Annotated in this window: 14 protein-coding genes and 1 pseudogene; 8 read left to right on the top strand and 7 right to left on the bottom strand. The window is 65.2% G+C overall.

All coding sequences use genetic code 11. The features are described 5' to 3' along the window. Nucleotides 1–23: 23 nt before the first annotated feature. Nucleotides 24–797: a hypothetical protein gene (locus tag HTIA_RS11580; RefSeq protein WP_008526706.1), complete on the top strand. Its 774-nt coding sequence runs from the start codon at nucleotides 24–26 to the stop codon at nucleotides 795–797. A gap of 44 nt (nucleotides 798–841) precedes the next feature. Here the strand turns inward: HTIA_RS11580 and HTIA_RS11575 are convergent, their stop codons facing one another. Further along, nucleotides 842–1,948, bottom strand: a complete 1,107-nt coding sequence (locus HTIA_RS11575; protein WP_044950811.1) for an outer membrane protein assembly factor BamB family protein — start codon at nucleotides 1,946–1,948, stop codon at nucleotides 842–844. Nucleotides 1,949–2,127: 179 nt separating this feature from the next. Between HTIA_RS11575 and HTIA_RS11570 the strand changes: the two genes are divergently transcribed. The 5 genes from HTIA_RS11570 to HTIA_RS11550 all read left to right on the top strand — a co-directional run bounded on the left by HTIA_RS11570 (nucleotide 2,128) and on the right by HTIA_RS11550 (nucleotide 7,475). Next, nucleotides 2,128–2,895 (top strand): Nif3-like dinuclear metal center hexameric protein, encoded by a 768-nt coding sequence (locus HTIA_RS11570; RefSeq protein ID WP_008526708.1) that lies wholly within the window; start codon nucleotides 2,128–2,130, stop codon nucleotides 2,893–2,895. 3 nt (nucleotides 2,896–2,898) lie between these two features. After that, the gene (locus tag HTIA_RS11565) at nucleotides 2,899–3,483 is read left to right on the top strand and encodes a SprT-like domain-containing protein (RefSeq protein ID WP_008526709.1); all 585 of its coding nucleotides are present in this window, start codon (nucleotides 2,899–2,901) and stop codon (nucleotides 3,481–3,483) included. 72 nt (nucleotides 3,484–3,555) lie between these two features. Next, complete coding sequence (locus HTIA_RS11560) at nucleotides 3,556–4,569, top strand: deoxyhypusine synthase (RefSeq protein WP_008526710.1); 1,014 nt, start codon at nucleotides 3,556–3,558, stop codon at nucleotides 4,567–4,569. A 149-nt stretch (nucleotides 4,570–4,718) separates the two neighbouring features. Next, nucleotides 4,719–6,308, top strand: coding sequence for a glycosyltransferase family 39 protein (locus HTIA_RS11555; RefSeq protein ID WP_008526711.1), 1,590 nt, complete (start codon nucleotides 4,719–4,721; stop codon nucleotides 6,306–6,308). 153 nt (nucleotides 6,309–6,461) lie between these two features. Next, the gene (locus HTIA_RS11550; RefSeq protein WP_008526712.1) at nucleotides 6,462–7,475 is read left to right on the top strand and encodes an aldo/keto reductase; all 1,014 of its coding nucleotides are present in this window, start codon (nucleotides 6,462–6,464) and stop codon (nucleotides 7,473–7,475) included. Between the two features lie 26 nt (nucleotides 7,476–7,501). Here the strand turns inward: HTIA_RS11550 and rtcA are convergent, their stop codons facing one another. Beyond that, on the bottom strand, nucleotides 7,502–8,521 hold the full coding sequence (gene rtcA, locus HTIA_RS11545) for an RNA 3'-terminal phosphate cyclase (RefSeq protein ID WP_008526714.1): 1,020 nt from the start codon (nucleotides 8,519–8,521) through the stop codon (nucleotides 7,502–7,504). 348 nt (nucleotides 8,522–8,869) lie between these two features. Here rtcA and HTIA_RS11540 point away from each other — a divergent pair, with 348 nt between their 5' ends. After that, nucleotides 8,870–10,111: an RNA-guided endonuclease InsQ/TnpB family protein gene (locus HTIA_RS11540; RefSeq protein ID WP_008528732.1), complete on the top strand. Its 1,242-nt coding sequence runs from the start codon at nucleotides 8,870–8,872 to the stop codon at nucleotides 10,109–10,111. 52 nt (nucleotides 10,112–10,163) lie between these two features. Here HTIA_RS11540 and HTIA_RS11535 read toward each other — a convergent pair. Then, nucleotides 10,164–10,655: pseudogene (locus tag HTIA_RS11535) on the bottom strand (NAD(P)H-binding protein); the annotation flags it as partial. Between the two features lie 126 nt (nucleotides 10,656–10,781). Here HTIA_RS11535 and HTIA_RS11530 point away from each other — a divergent pair. Further along, nucleotides 10,782–11,873 carry a CapA family protein gene (locus HTIA_RS11530; protein WP_008523541.1) on the top strand — a complete coding sequence of 364 codons (1,092 nt, stop codon included), beginning with the start codon at nucleotides 10,782–10,784 and terminating at the stop codon, nucleotides 11,871–11,873. 56 nt (nucleotides 11,874–11,929) lie between these two features. Here the strand turns inward: HTIA_RS11530 and crcB are convergent, their stop codons facing one another. The 4 genes from crcB to HTIA_RS11510 all read right to left on the bottom strand — a co-directional run bounded on the left by crcB (nucleotide 11,930) and on the right by HTIA_RS11510 (nucleotide 14,233). Beyond that, complete coding sequence (gene crcB, locus HTIA_RS11525; RefSeq protein WP_008523545.1) at nucleotides 11,930–12,280, bottom strand: fluoride efflux transporter CrcB; 351 nt, start codon at nucleotides 12,278–12,280, stop codon at nucleotides 11,930–11,932. After that, nucleotides 12,277–12,657 (bottom strand): CrcB family protein, encoded by a 381-nt coding sequence (locus tag HTIA_RS11520; protein WP_008523547.1) that lies wholly within the window; start codon nucleotides 12,655–12,657, stop codon nucleotides 12,277–12,279. The genes crcB and HTIA_RS11520 overlap by 4 nt, the downstream gene beginning before the upstream one ends. Nucleotides 12,658–12,726: 69 nt before the next feature. After that, nucleotides 12,727–13,464 carry a protein-L-isoaspartate O-methyltransferase family protein gene (locus HTIA_RS11515; RefSeq protein WP_008523549.1) on the bottom strand — a complete coding sequence of 246 codons (738 nt, stop codon included), beginning with the start codon at nucleotides 13,462–13,464 and terminating at the stop codon, nucleotides 12,727–12,729. Between the two features lie 85 nt (nucleotides 13,465–13,549). Further along, complete coding sequence (locus tag HTIA_RS11510; protein WP_008523551.1) at nucleotides 13,550–14,233, bottom strand: protein-L-isoaspartate(D-aspartate) O-methyltransferase; 684 nt, start codon at nucleotides 14,231–14,233, stop codon at nucleotides 13,550–13,552. Between the last annotated feature and the right edge of the window lie 3 nt (nucleotides 14,234–14,236).

The raw sequence follows: 14,236 nt of genomic DNA, 5'->3' as shown, positions 1-14,236 counted from the left end.
CACCCCGGCCGCGAGTACTCCACATGGATCGACTGGCGTCGTGTTACTTCTGTGGCGTCGCGGTCGACGCACCGCTCGAAGAGTACCCCGTCGTGCCCCGCGATCTACGTCCGTCTGTCGAAAACCAGCAGACTGTCGTCCTGTGTCCACAGTGTCGGCGCAAGCTCTCGACGATCGTCGACAGCGTGGTCGCGGCGACGGCGGACCCCGACCAGACGACGCTCTCGGGGAACGAGTCGGACACCGACGAGACCGGGAGCGCCGACGCCGAGAACGTCGAGCGGACGACGGAAGACGTCGAATCGAGTGCCGACCGGCCGGCGGATTCCTCGTTGATCGAGGGCTTCGGCCACGACGAGCCGTCGCTCATCGAGGTGGAGGGGACAGCGGAAGACGACGAGTCGACAGCGGTCGACGGGGTTGCTGCCGAGGGCGAACCCGAGCGGTCGGAGCCAAAGCCCGAAGACACCGAGGATGAGGACCAGACAGCGGACGCCGACGCTGCTGATCCGGCAGGGGCGACCGAGACTGGCAACGACGACAGCGGCGATGCGACTGCGAGCACAGCTGAGACGGAGACGGACGACCGGGACTTCTCGACGTCGTCGTACAACCGGGTCGTCCGACTGCTCCAGAACCGCAACTTTCCGCTCGACGTCGACGAAATCACGACGATCGCCGGCAGTGCCTACGAGATCGAACGCCGCGAGACCGAGGCGATCATCGACGCCCTGGTCGATCGCGGTGTGATTGAACGCGATGGCGAGCAGCTGTTCCGGCCTGACAGCAATGACTGAACAGCTCCGTAACAGATAGCTACGATAAGAAGCTGAGGGCCAGATTACGTTTCCGCCAGCGCAGCCACGTACGCCTCACTGCTATCCCTGACGCCGACGTAGAGCCGGCCGTCGTGGATCACCGGGCCTGTAATGGGTTCGGCGTCCTCACCGAACTCGTGCGTCCAGACGCGTTCTCCCGAGGTCGAGTATGCCACCACACCGCCGGCGACCCTCGAGACGTACACCCGATCCGACCCGACCGCGGGCGGAAACCAGGCGAAGCGGTCGAGTGTTACCCGCCACTGCTTTTCCCCGGACCCGATGTCGAGAGCGACGAGCGGTCCGGGAACGTCGTGGGACGTCGGCCCGGACTGGCCACTACCGGCAGGGGAACCGCCCACCGCAACGGCCCTTTCACCCGCCACAGCTACCGCGTTTGCCTCCGGAAGATCGTACTGCCACCGCTCGTCGCCAGTTACGATATCGAACGCTCGGACACCGCCCTGTGAATCAGCCACGAGAACGCGTTCGTCCGTGACGGCAAGGTCGTCGGGAGCACTCACCGGTTGCTCCCAAAGCCGGTCGCCACCAGTCGCATCGAGCGCGACCAGCGATCCGTCCGTATCCGTGAACACGCGACCGTCTGCCGCTGCCAGAACACCGAATTCATCTGCATCGAGGTCGACGCGAAAGCGTCGGTGCCCGTCGGAACGGTCGAACCCGGCAGTGAACCCGTCGGCCGTCCGAACGAACACCGCGTCCGACCCGACGACCGGCGGAGCCGCGTGCAACGACTCGGCCAGCGCGTCCGTCGTCGCGGACCACAGCCGCTCGCCGCCGGGCGCGAACGCGACGGGCGGTCGGCCAGCGCAGACGACGTCCGCGCCAGCCCCCGGTCCAGTGGAGACGTGATCGCCTGGATCGACGATTCGTTCGGCCCACCGGACGTCGCCACTCGCCGCGTCGATCGCCCACAGGGTGCCGTCGTCGTCCGTCGCGTAGATCGTCGCGTCACCGACCGCGAGCGGTGCGTTCAGCGTGGTGTTTTCGGGACCAACGGTCGTCCGCCAGCGCTCGCTCACCGGCGAGACGAACGGGAGCGAGGCACATCCCGCAACCGAGATGGCGGCTGCGCCCAGGCCTGCGAGGTATGAACGGCGGGAGGGCATCGTTTCAATATCTTCTCCGCCATTGATAGATTTTTGGATTCGACTCTCGCCAATCGAACGAACAGCTTCTGAGCGAGGGCGACAACGGCCAGCCGTCACCGAATTTCCGTTGTCAGTAGCGTGACGACCGCCCACCAGTCGACCACAATCACTACGGCCGGGCCCGACGAAGCCGGCGTATGAACTGTCAGGAACTCTGTTCGCGATTCGACGAGCGCCTCGACGTCGACGCCTACGCCGGGATCGACGCCAGCGAGAACGGCCTCCAGGTCGGGCCGGCTGATCAAGACGTCGAGCGCGTCGCGTTCGCCGTCGACGCAGCCGTCGAGACGATCGAGCAGGCAGCCGCCGAGGGGACGGACCTGCTTGTCGTCCACCACGGACTGCTGTGGGGTGGCGACGGGCAGGTGACCGATCTGCGATACCGTCGTCTCCAGCGATTGTTCGAGGCCGAGATGGCACTCTACGCCGTCCATCTCCCGCTAGACGGCCACCAGGACCTCGGCAACGCCGCCGGGGTGGCCGACGTCCTCGACCTCGGGAATCGGGCACCGTTCGGCGAGATCGACGGCGAGTACATCGGTCAGCGCGGGCGGGCGCGAGAGCCGTTTGCAGTCGAAGGATTGCGTGAGCGACTGTCGAGCGAACTCGACACCAGCGGTGAGGACGTGCAGGTGCTGGAGTTCGGCCCCGCGGAGATCGTAGACATCGGAGTCGTGACCGGCAGCGGCACCGACTGGATCGACGAGGCAGCTGCGAAAGGAGTCGACGCGCTGGTGACCGGCGAGGGCAAACAGCAGGTCTACCACCGGGCGCGCGAGCACGGTATCCACGTCTTTCTCGCTGGGCACTACGCGACCGAGACCTTCGGCGTGCGCGCGCTTGCTGGCCTCGCCGAGGAGTGGGGCGTAGAGACGACGTTCGTCGACCATCCGACCGGACTCTGATCGATGGCTGTCGAGGAGTCGGAAGTGCCCGCGTTCGACGCCATTGCCGGCCACGACGACCTGATTGACTGGTCGAGCGCGTACGCCCGCGAGGCCCGTCGGGAGTGGCTACTCGACGTTCGCCTCGACCTCGTCGAGTGGGAAGTTTCGACGCGGGCGCGCAGACGGGCGGCGGCGGTCAAGCGGCCGGAGATTCCGGAGGCGACGGTCGGCGAGCCGGTCGAGTGGGAGCGCGTTCCCGACAGCGACGGTCGACCGCTCCCCTGTACGATCTCGCTTTCCTGGGACGCCTTCGAGGCGTTCTCGCGGGCGGAGTGGGAATCGACGCTGCGCCACGAACTGCTGCACGTCGAGCAGTTCCAGCGCGACGGGACGACCGGCCACGGCGCGGCGTTCAAGCGCCGGGCCCGAGAAGTCGAGACCGACGTTCGGTGTCGGGCGTTCGCGACGCCGAAATGGCTGTTTCGGTGTGCGGCGTGCGGGGGAGAGGTCGCCCGGCGGTATCGCGACTGTGCGTTCGTCCGCGAATACGACGAATACCGATCGGACTGCTGTGGCGCGGCGCTGGTTCGGAGCCAGCCCGAGTAGTCGAGGAGCAGACGGTTCGGACCCCGTCTCGCGATCGTACGCTTCAAGCGCCTCGCCGGCGGACAGTCACGTATGACCGACGACCACGAAGACGATCACCGCGAGACGTTCCATCACGATCCGATCGGCCACGCCGAGGCGCGAGCGGGCATGACCGTGGGCGAACTCGCTGCGGAGTACGGCGATGGGGGCTTCGGCGCGAGTACGCTCCACGAGGCGGTCGACATCTACAGCGAGATGCTCGACGACGACGTCACCAACTTCCTGGGGCTGGCCGGCGCGATGGTCCCGGCGGGGATGCGACAGATCGTCGCCGACCTCATCCGGGACGGCCACGTCGACGCCCTCGTGACGACGGGGGCAAACCTCACCCACGACACCATCGAGGCCATCGGCGGCAAGCACCACCACGGCGAGGACCACGCCGAGGGTAAATCGATGCGCGAACACGACGAGCAGTTGCGCGAGGAGGGCGTCGACCGCATCTACAACGTCTACCTCCCCCAGGAGCACTTCGCCGCCTTCGAGGGTCACCTCCGGGAGGAAGTCTTCCCGGTGCTCGAAGAAGAGGGCACAGTGAGCATCCAGCGGTTGACCGAGGAACTCGGCCGGGCGAACGCCGCGGTCAACGAGCGCGAGGACGTCGAGGAAGGGCCGGGCATCGCCGCCGCGGCCTACGAGAACGACGTCCCGATCTACTGTCCAGCCGTCCAGGACTCCGTGCTCGGGATCCAGTCGTGGATCTACAACCAGACCAGCGACTTCACGCTCGACGCGCTGGCGGACATGACCGGCATCTCCGACATCGCCTACGAAGCCGAGCAGGCGGGCGCGCTGGTCGTCGGCGGCGGCGTCCCGAAGAACTTCGTTCTCCAGACGATGCTGGTCAGTCCTGACGCCTACGACTACGCGGTCCAGTTGACGATGGACCCGCCACAGACCGGCGGGCTCTCCGGGGCCACCCTCGATGAAGCGCGGTCGTGGGGCAAACTCGAGAAGGCCGCGCGCAACGCCTCGGTGTACGCCGACGCGACAATCACGTTCCCGCTACTCGTCGCCGCCGCCCGTGAGCGGAGCGGTGAGTGATTTCTCTCAATTCGCAGAAGAATTAAGGAACAGGCGGGTAACGCTCGGGATATGTCGCTGCCGTGGTATCTCGTGGTAACCGAGAATGAGAGGCGTACGTGGGTGGGGCCAGCACCGCCAGTGGCCTGGGAACGTGCGAGAGGCGATCCATGAGTCGGCCCGCGTCCTCGCTGGAGACGCACCTCGATCGGGTGCGCCGCGAACACGTCCTTCTGGCGGGGATCGTCCTCGTCGCGTTCGGTCTGCGAGCGTACGCCATCGGCGCAGAGAGTCTCTGGTACGACGAAGTCTACACGGCCAGAGTCGTCCTCGACCGCGGGATCAGAAACATTGTGTTCGTCCTCCCGACCGAAGATGTCCATCCGCCGCTGTATTACGCCATACTGTGGGTCTGGACCCGGGTGACCGGAGTCTCGGCGGTCTCGATCCGGGCGCTGTCACTCCTTGCCAGCGTCGCCTCCATCCCGTTCGTGTACGCGATCGCACGCCGGCTATACGACCGCCGGGTCGGACTCTTCTCGGCACTCCTGTTCACACTTTCGCCGTTCTACGTCTACTACGCCCAGGAGGCGCGAATGTACGCGGTCATGACGTTCCTGACGGTGTGGGCGAGTTATGCTATGCTCGGGTGGCTCGATGGGGCTCCCGGATGGTGGCGCAGCGAGTGGGGCTACGGCATCGCCACCGTGATACTGGTGTACACACACGCCTTCGGCATCCTGATCCCGTTCGCCCAGACCGTCTACGTCCTAGCGTTCGTCGACCGTACGGACGCCAGGGAGTGGTTCGTCGACTGGAGGAACATGCAGACGAGGGTCGGGTTCATCGCCGCTCCGTACTACCTCATCCTCCTCAGCGATATGCTCGGTTCCGGCCGCCTCGTTTCGAGAGTCGAATGGATTCCGCCGATCACACCGGTCAGATTCTGGGAGATCCTGGGCTCGCACGTCGGACGAACGGTCCCACCGGCATCGACGTTCCACCGCCCGAGTCTCTGGACGGTCGCGGGCGATGGCCTCCTGGTCGTCGGCGAACTCGTGACGCTCGCCGCACTTGCCCTGCTGGCGTTTCTCGCCGTCCGCCACGTCCTCGCCGGGGATGAAGCGGACGACGGCGACGGCGAGATAGCGGACCCCGACCGGGCGCAACTGCGCCCGGATGCGTTCCTGGCGTGCTGGCTAATCGTCCCGCTCGCCGCGATATCGGCGGCCTCAGTACTCGTGACGCCGCTGCTGTTCGACCGATTCACGGCCCCGGCAGGCGTCGCTCTACTGATCCTCCTGGCGCGGGCGGTGACACTATTGGCAGACACCGACAGGGCGACGATCCTCGCGGTCGGGATGATCGTGCTCGTCCTCGGGGTGCCGCTGGCTGGTCTGTACACCGAATCACACAAACACGAGTACGACAGTGCCGTCGGCGTGATAGAGAACAACGCCGAGAGCGGGGATCTCGTCGTCGTCACGCCATTCTGGGCGACCGACGCCTATGACTACTATTCGACTCGCGAGGACCTCTCGCACGCCACACTGCCGGCGGGCGCGTCTGGTCCAGAGGTCACAATGACAGTCAGAGACGCCGATACTGTCTGGCTACTCGTCACCCACCAGAACGCATCCCAGCGAGCCACGGTCCGCCAATCGATGGACGACGCAGGCCTCACGACGACACGTCACGAAGCGTTCACATATATCGACGTGTACAAGTACGAGTCCGTTGCGAGCGAGAGTGGGTCCTGACCCAGTCGTCGCGAACCCCTCGTAGCGTTCTCCCTGCACGTGGCGGCCGCGAACGGCTCGAAGTCGACCTGTTCGGCGAGTGCGTACGGACGGGATCGACGACTGAACGGACGACCCGGTATTTATTATTCCGCCGCCCCCAGTTTCGAAGGTATGTATTATCGACGACTCGGGAAGACGGGACTGCAGGTCTCACCGATCGCCCTTGGCACCTGGCGCTTCGGGAAAGAACACGAAGAGAGCGGCGTCGTCGAGACGGGCCGGAAAGAGGCACACGAGCTCTTAGATGCCTACGCGGAGGCGGGTGGGAACTTCATCGACACCGCCAATGGCTACGGCGGCGGCGACAGCGAGCGGTGGATCGGCGAGTGGCTCGAGAATCGAGACCGTGAGGACTACGTCGTCGCCTCGAAGTGTTACTGGTCGAACGAATCACGGTTCCAGGAGAACCTCTCGGCGAAGAACGTCCGCGCGGAGGTCGAGGGCTCGCTGGACCGGCTGGGGACGGAGTACCTCGACATCCTCTATCTCCACCGTTTCGACGACGAGACGCCGATCGAGAAGACCCTCCGCACAGTCGACGACCTCGTCAGCGAGGGCAAGGTCAACTACGTCGGCCTCTCGACAGCCGACGCCTGGAAACTCACCAAAGGCCTCTGGAAAGCCGACGTCAACAACTACGAGGCCTTCTCGGTCACCCAGCCGCTCTTTCACGCCGCCTACTACGAGGACGTCGCCGAATACCTAGACGTCTGTGCCGACCAGGATCTGGCGGTCGTCCCGTACTCGCCGCTGGCCGGCGGGTTCCTGACGGGCAAGTACGAACGCGTCGGCGACGGGACCTACGAACTCGACGCGCCCGAGGACACCCGCGCCCAACTCGACGAGATGTTCACCGACTGGTACGTCTCCGAGCGTGGCTGGCACGTCCTCGAGGAAGTCCGTGCCGTCGCCGACGAACTCGACGCCACGCCCGCACAGGTCGCCCTCCGATGGCTGATCGACCAGCCCGACTTCGTGACGGTGCCGATCGTCGGAGCCCGCACCGTCGAGCAACTCGAAGAGAACCTCGGTGCTCTCGAAATCGAGTTGAGCCGCGACCAGTTCGATCGGATCTTCGAGGCACGCTACGACGAGGACGGCAATCTCTATCAGACGAACGCCTGAGACGGACACCCGATCCAGTTGCGCCCTCAGGCATCACTGACGAGGATCGGCCCGTCGTCGATTTGTTCGATCCGCACGTCGAACCCGAACGCGTCGAAGAGATCGACGTGAGTCCCGACGTGGTCCGTGACCCGAGAGATCCGCACCTCGCCGCCGACGGTGGCCAGCCAGGGGATCAACTGGTCGGCCAGGTGTTCGTCGACCGCCGCGCCGGTCTCGTGTGCGGTGAGCGCCGCGTCGACAGCCTCGTCGGCGACGTCCTCGGCCGGTTTGCCGGGCTCGCCCAGCGCGTCAGCACCGATCACGCCGTTATCGTATGCCAGGACGAGGAGGGCGATTGTCCCCGTCGAGTCAGCGGAAACGTAGCGCGTGGCCCGTTCGGTCACCTCGACATCGATGGAGGCGGCTGCCAATCGGTCGCGTGCCTGTTTCGACTGGCGTTCGGCGACGTCGCTGTCTGCGAGGTCCGCCGTCGCCGTCGAGTGGACGAGCGCTCGTTCGGGCTCACCAGGGTCACGGAGAGACAGTTTCGACAGGGGTGAGGGAGCCAGCGACAGCCTCGCCTGGCCGCCACCAGCCGGATAGAACCCCGGTCGTTCGACGTCGATCGCGGCCAGGAGACCACTCCGGCGGAGCAAGGGGAGGTTGACCCGACGATACCAGGGCATCGACGGCGACCATTTGACGCTCGTTCCGCCGGTTGCGGTGAGGGTCAGCGGTCGATCCAGTGCGCTCGCGAGCGGGAGCACGGCGTCGAACAGTAGCGTCACGCTGCCCGCCGTCCCGATCGCCGCCTCGTAGTGGCCACCCATCGGCTCCTCCGGTTCGAAAGAGACCGTCGAGGAGCCGATCTTAGCCCCCTCGACGCTAGCATTCGTAATGTCAGCGACGGTCTGGAGGGCGGTGAGATGCTGTAGGTTGAGTCCTGGCTCGGGTCGAGAGCCACGAATGTCTCCCATCTCGAAATCCGTGGTCGTGAGTGCCGATAGCGTGAGCGCCGAGCGGAAAAGCTGGCCGCCGCCGTCGCTGCCGTCGAGTTCGAGCATAGCGGGTCTTCGGCCGGTCGGGTCGTGAATGTATTGTCGGCGTCCCGGTAAGCAACGGTTTTGCCGAGCCCGGGCGAAAGAGTGAGTGGCCGATGACGAGCGACCGGGCCGAGCCGGGGTGACTACCCGGCGATGACGAACCCTATGAGTGCCGAGGCCATCTTGATACAGCGAGGGAATCGCGCCCTTCCCGTGAGTGACGAGTGTTCTGACCTAGTCAGAACCGAGGAACGAACAGGGCTGGAGGGAATCGCGTACGCTCTATACAGCAATCCACCGGCTATCCCACAGCTGACTCCCCAGTGTTATTTCACTATATGAGTAACTTTTATACTTACTCAAATACATATGGATACTGTGGAGCTTCGACGTACTGCCGTCGTGAAACTTGACGTAGGTGACGAGAAACTTGACGTAGGTGACGATGCTCACCGCCTTCTCCAAGAGACGATAGAGCGCTTCAAACAGGCCGCTCAGATGGCTGCAGACGACGGATGGAACGGCACTGAAGACGGCTATATCGTCACGTCGAAAACTGAACTCCACGACCGGACATACGACGCAGTACGCGAAGCGACCGACGAACTCAACGCTGACCTCGTGTGTGCCGCGCGGAATCGGGCCGCCGACGCACTCGATTCCTGTGCCGAACAACGCAAAGACGGCGAGAATCCCTCGAAACCACAATTCACGTCGGATTCAGTCGTCTACAACCGCAACGCAATCACCTACTACGACGACTACGCCACGCTTGCCACTGTGGACGGCCGTATCGAAGCTGAGTATGTCCTCCCTGACGAAGACGTCCCACCGACGACATACTTCTGTAAAGAGTGGGAGAAACGCGAAGCGACGTTGCATCACCGTGACGGCGACTACTACCTCCACATCGCTGTCGTGAAAGAGACGGACACAGAGCCGGAAGATGCCGAGAACGGAACGGTTCTCGGCGTAGACTTGAATGTGGATGGACACCTTGCCGTCACTTCGAGTGGCGCGTTCATCGGCAACGCCGACTACCTCAACCACAAACGCCGAGAATACGAAAAGCGGCGTGGGAAGATGCAACAGGCAGGAACGCGGTCGGCCCACTTGACGATGCAATCACTCGGTGGGCGATTCGCCAACTGGAGCGAAGACTACCTCCACCGTGTCTCGAAGGGACTGGTACAGGAAGCTCTCGCCCACGACTGTACGCACATCGCGTTCGAGAAGCTGAAACATATCCGCAAACGTATCTCGAACGCGTCGAAGTTCCAGCAGTGGGCGTTCCGTCGTATCCAAGAGTACACCGAGTACAAAGCTGCTGAGTATGGTATCGCCGTCGAGAAGATCGCGCCACAGTACACCAGTCAACGGTGTAGCCACGTTGACTGTAGCTTCACGCACGACGACAACAGAGACAGCGACGAGTTCGAATGTCTAAAATGTGGGCGCGAGTACCACGCCGACTACAACGCCGCGAAGAACATCGCTCGGAAACTACTCCAGAACTGGCACAAGTCTGGGTCTGGAGGGGTAACCAGTCATCTTGCCCTGAAGTCGGGGACGTTGAACGTGAACGGCATTTACACGCCTACCACCGTTTAGTGGTCAGAACGGGAGTCCACCGACAAGCTCCGCCCTTCTGGGCGGTGAAGGTGACTACGGGGAGCCGGTCGGTGAGGTCGTCGACGATGCGAAAGCTCACGCTGCCGGCCCCGATAATGATTGCCGCACGGAGGACGGTCAGGTCGAAGCTCCCGGCCTCCAGGACCGATTCGACCTCCCTGCGGGACGCGAGGTGTGGCGAGAGGTTCCGCTCGTCACCGCTGATCCCGCTCAGATAGACCACCCGGTCGACGCCGGCCGCGGACGCCACCTCCCGGAACCGGCGGGCGTAGGTCCGATCCAAGTCGGCGAAGTTATCGGCTGTCAGGGAGTGAATCAGGTAGTAGGCGACGTCGATCCCGTCGCAAAGTCCCTCAAGCGACGTCGGATCGCCGAGGTCACCCTCGAATAGCTCGACGTCGTCCGAAAATTGGGACTGGCTCGCGCTCCGGGAGAAGGCGACGACGTCGTGGCCGGCCGAGTGCAGCGACTCAACGAGCTGGCGGCCGACGAATCCAGTCGCACCGACGACGAGGACACGCATAGTAGAAGATACGGGCCGGGACGTCAAGGGTGTTCGGACGGTGTGCCGACGCCGGATCGACGGCGAGTCAAGAACCCAGCAGTCGCGCCACAGACTTCAAATCGACAGGCCCCGTGACTCCGAAGGATGACGTGGACGCGCCGGAGTTTGTTGGCGGCCGTCGCTGGCACGGCGGGGTGTCTGGGCGCACCGTCCCGTCGTTCTCGGGGTGGACTGGACGCGGGATCAGCCGACGCTCGAATCGGCTTCGTCGGCGACGTGATGCTCGGGCGGGGTGTGAACGACCGCTGGACCGACGCCGATCCCGCGGGCGTCTGGGGGACCACCCTCGAACGCCTCCGGTCCCTGGACGGGCTCGTCGCGAACCTGGAAAGCTGTGTCTCTGACGGCGGCGAGCGATGGCCGGGCAAGACCTACTACTTCAGGGCCGATCCCGAATTCGCGGTGCCAGCACTCGAGACAGCGGACGTCTCGGTCGCGGCACTCGCCAACAACCACGTGCTGGACTTCGGCGAATCGGGGCTCCAGGAGACGCTCGCCAACCTCGACGAAGCGGGCGTTGCACACACCGGGGCAGGGCCAAACCGCGATACTGCGCTCGAACCCGCCGTCTTCGACGCGGGCGGTCTGACCGTCGCGGTTATCTCACTCACCGACCGGTGGGCGGCCTACGCCGCGGGCGAGCACAGCCCCGGGACGGCCTACACGCCACTCGATCGGTCCGAAGGCGCGACGCGTGCCCTTGTCCGAAACACCCTCGACCGCGCAAACGCGGCCGATCCCGACCTCGTCGTCGCGTCGCTGCACTGGGGACCGAACTGGGAAGCGTTCCCAAGCGCCTCTCAGCAGCGGTTTGCCCGCTGGCTCGTCAGACACGGCGTGGACGTGGTCCACGGTCACAGCGCCCACGTCCTCCAGGGCGTCGAAGTGTATCAGGGCCGACCGATCATCTACGACGCCGGCGATTTCGTCGACGACTACATTCACAAGGACGGGCTACAGAACAAGCGCAGCGCGCTGTTCGAGTTAGTCGTGACCGACGGCCGTCTCGACGAACTCCGTCTCGTCCCGGTCGAGATCGAGAACAGAGCGGTTTCTCTGGCCGATGCCGACATTTCCCGATGGGTCCACGAGACGATGGCCGAGCGCTCGGAACCGTTCGGGACCGGTGTCGAACGGACCGATGACGGCGTGGTCGTTCCGCTTGGATCGTGCTGACGAACCGTTACTGAAATCGCCGGACGGGAACCACGATCGCGTGATCGTCCACGTGCTCACCCGGTGAGGACGCCGACCAGCAGCGAGCCGAGGCCGACGGCAATCAGCGCGGCGACGAGGTGGACTGCCGCGTTGGCGACCGCACGTCGCCGCCGGCCAGTCTCGTAGAGCCGAACGGTCTCGAAGGCGAACGTCGAGAACGTGGTGAACGCACCACAGAAGCCAGTTCCGAACGCCAGCGCGACTGGGTCGCCGACCGGCGCAGTCACGATGGTCCCCAGCATGAAGCTTCCGATGACGTTGACGGCGAGCGTATCGGCATAGGCAGTCTCGAACCGCTGGCCGACCAGGTGTCGCGCGAGTGCGCCGAGCGTGCCGCCGATCCCGACGAGGACTGCCGGGTTCATATGAGTCCCCGTGCGACCGCTCTGCCGGCGAGGACGCCCGCGATGCCGAGGCCGTAGTTCGCCAGGACGTTTCCGGCTGCGAGGGTCGGTGACAGCGCGGCCGTCTCGGCGGCGAACGTGCTGTACGTCGTAAACGACGAGAGAAAGCCAGTGCCGGCGAGCAGACGGGTTTCGGGGGCGATCGCGTTCGCCAGGTGACGCTCGTACAGCAGGACGCCAAGTCCGAAACTCCCCAGCGCGTTCGCGGCGAGCGTCCCGTAGATCGACGCTGACAGCCCCGTAGCGAGGGCGTATCGAAGGATTGCCCCGGCGAACCCGCCGACGGCGATCAACACTAGCGGTTCGACGCGCGCGAGCGAGTGACTCTCGCCTGCCATTGGCTGGGCTTCACCGAGTGGATACACGTAGGTTACGATACAGCCGCTTTGGTCGCCGAGCCCCAACCGTCAGTACCCGTCCCAGTCGATCCAGTCCTGTTCCCAGCCGGTTCGGGACTGGGCGGCCTGCTGGGCGCGCTCGCGGTCCTCGCGGTGGGTCCGGTTGCGTTCGACGGCACCGCTTTGCTCGCCCTCGACGAGCAACGGGGCGAAGGCGACGCCGCCGTGACGCTCGGTGACGTCGCCACCTTCGACACTCACGAGCGTCTGGTCGCGCGCTCCCAGAGGCATGACCAACCGGCCATCGGGGGCGAGTTGGTCCAGCAGTGCGCGTGGGGGATTCACCGCCGCGGCTTCGAGCAGAATCCGATCGTAGGGGGCGTATTCCGGGAGGCCCTCGCTACCGTCACGGCAGTCGACGAGCACGGCGTCGTAGCCGGCGCTGGCGAGATTCTCGCGAGCCTCGTAGACCACCCGGCGGGTGATGTCGACGGCCTCAACCCGCTGAGGGCCGACGATCTCCGCGGCGAGAGCGGCGGTATACCCGATCCCGGCTCCGACGATCAGGACCGAATCGTCGGGATCGGGCGCGAGCGCGTCGAACAGCCGCGCGACGGTGCTGGGCGCGAGTACGCGGGTTCCGAGCCGCTCGGTCTCCCGATCGGCGTACGCCGTGCGGTCGTCGTCGAAGAAGTCGTGGCGCGGGACTGATCCCATCGCACTCGCGACCGAGGCCTCGCTGAGCAGGCTCTCATTCCGGTGACGGAGCCCGTCTACCATGTCCTCGCGCAACACCGCACGGTCCATACGCGAGGTTGCGACCGCACCCTAATGAACGTCGCGCTCGCGGGGAGATGCCACGAGCGATCTCCCTCGACACCGGCGACAGAGACTACCGCCCGCCCTGCATCCGGACGAAGCGGACACCGCCGAAGGTCTCGCGTTCGGTTTCGCCGTCCGGACGTTTCCGAACCCGGACGAGCGTCTGTCGACGATCCCCGATCGGTCCGAGGAAGATCCCGTCCGGGCGAAGCTGCTCGAGAAGCGCGTCTGGCACCGAACTGGCCGCCGCGGTCAGGTACGCCCGGTCGTAGGGGGCGTGTTCGGGCCAGCCCTCGTGGCCGTCGCCGACGGTGATCGAGATGTCTCCATAGCCAAGTTCGGCAAGTCGCGATCGTGCGCGCTCAGCCAGCGAGGAGTGGTATTCGACACTGTAGACGTTCGCCGCGCCGACGATCTCGGCGGTGACGGCCGCGTGATACCCACACCCGGTGCCGATTTCCAGGACCGTCTGGCCGGCTTCGAGTTCGAGGCGATCGACCATGATCGCCACCATGTGTGGCGCACTGATGGTCTGGCCCTCGCCGATCGGCAGCGGCCGGTCGGCGTAGGCGTATCGGCGCTTGTTCTCGGGGACGAACTCGTGGCGCGGGACTGCCGCCAGGGCCGCCAGCGCGCGATCGCTGACGCGCTCGCGCCCCCTGAGTTGCTCGATCAACTCGTCGCGCTGGCGCTCGAAGTCGCTCTCGCCATCGCTGTCGTCGGACCCCCCGCGCTCGGAGTCCCACCACCCCATGCT

The sequence above is a fragment of the Halorhabdus tiamatea SARL4B genome, from assembly GCF_000470655.1.
Taxonomy (GTDB): Archaea; Halobacteriota; Halobacteria; order Halobacteriales; family Haloarculaceae; genus Halorhabdus; species Halorhabdus tiamatea.
This window is presented reverse-complemented; position numbering and strand designations above follow the sequence as displayed.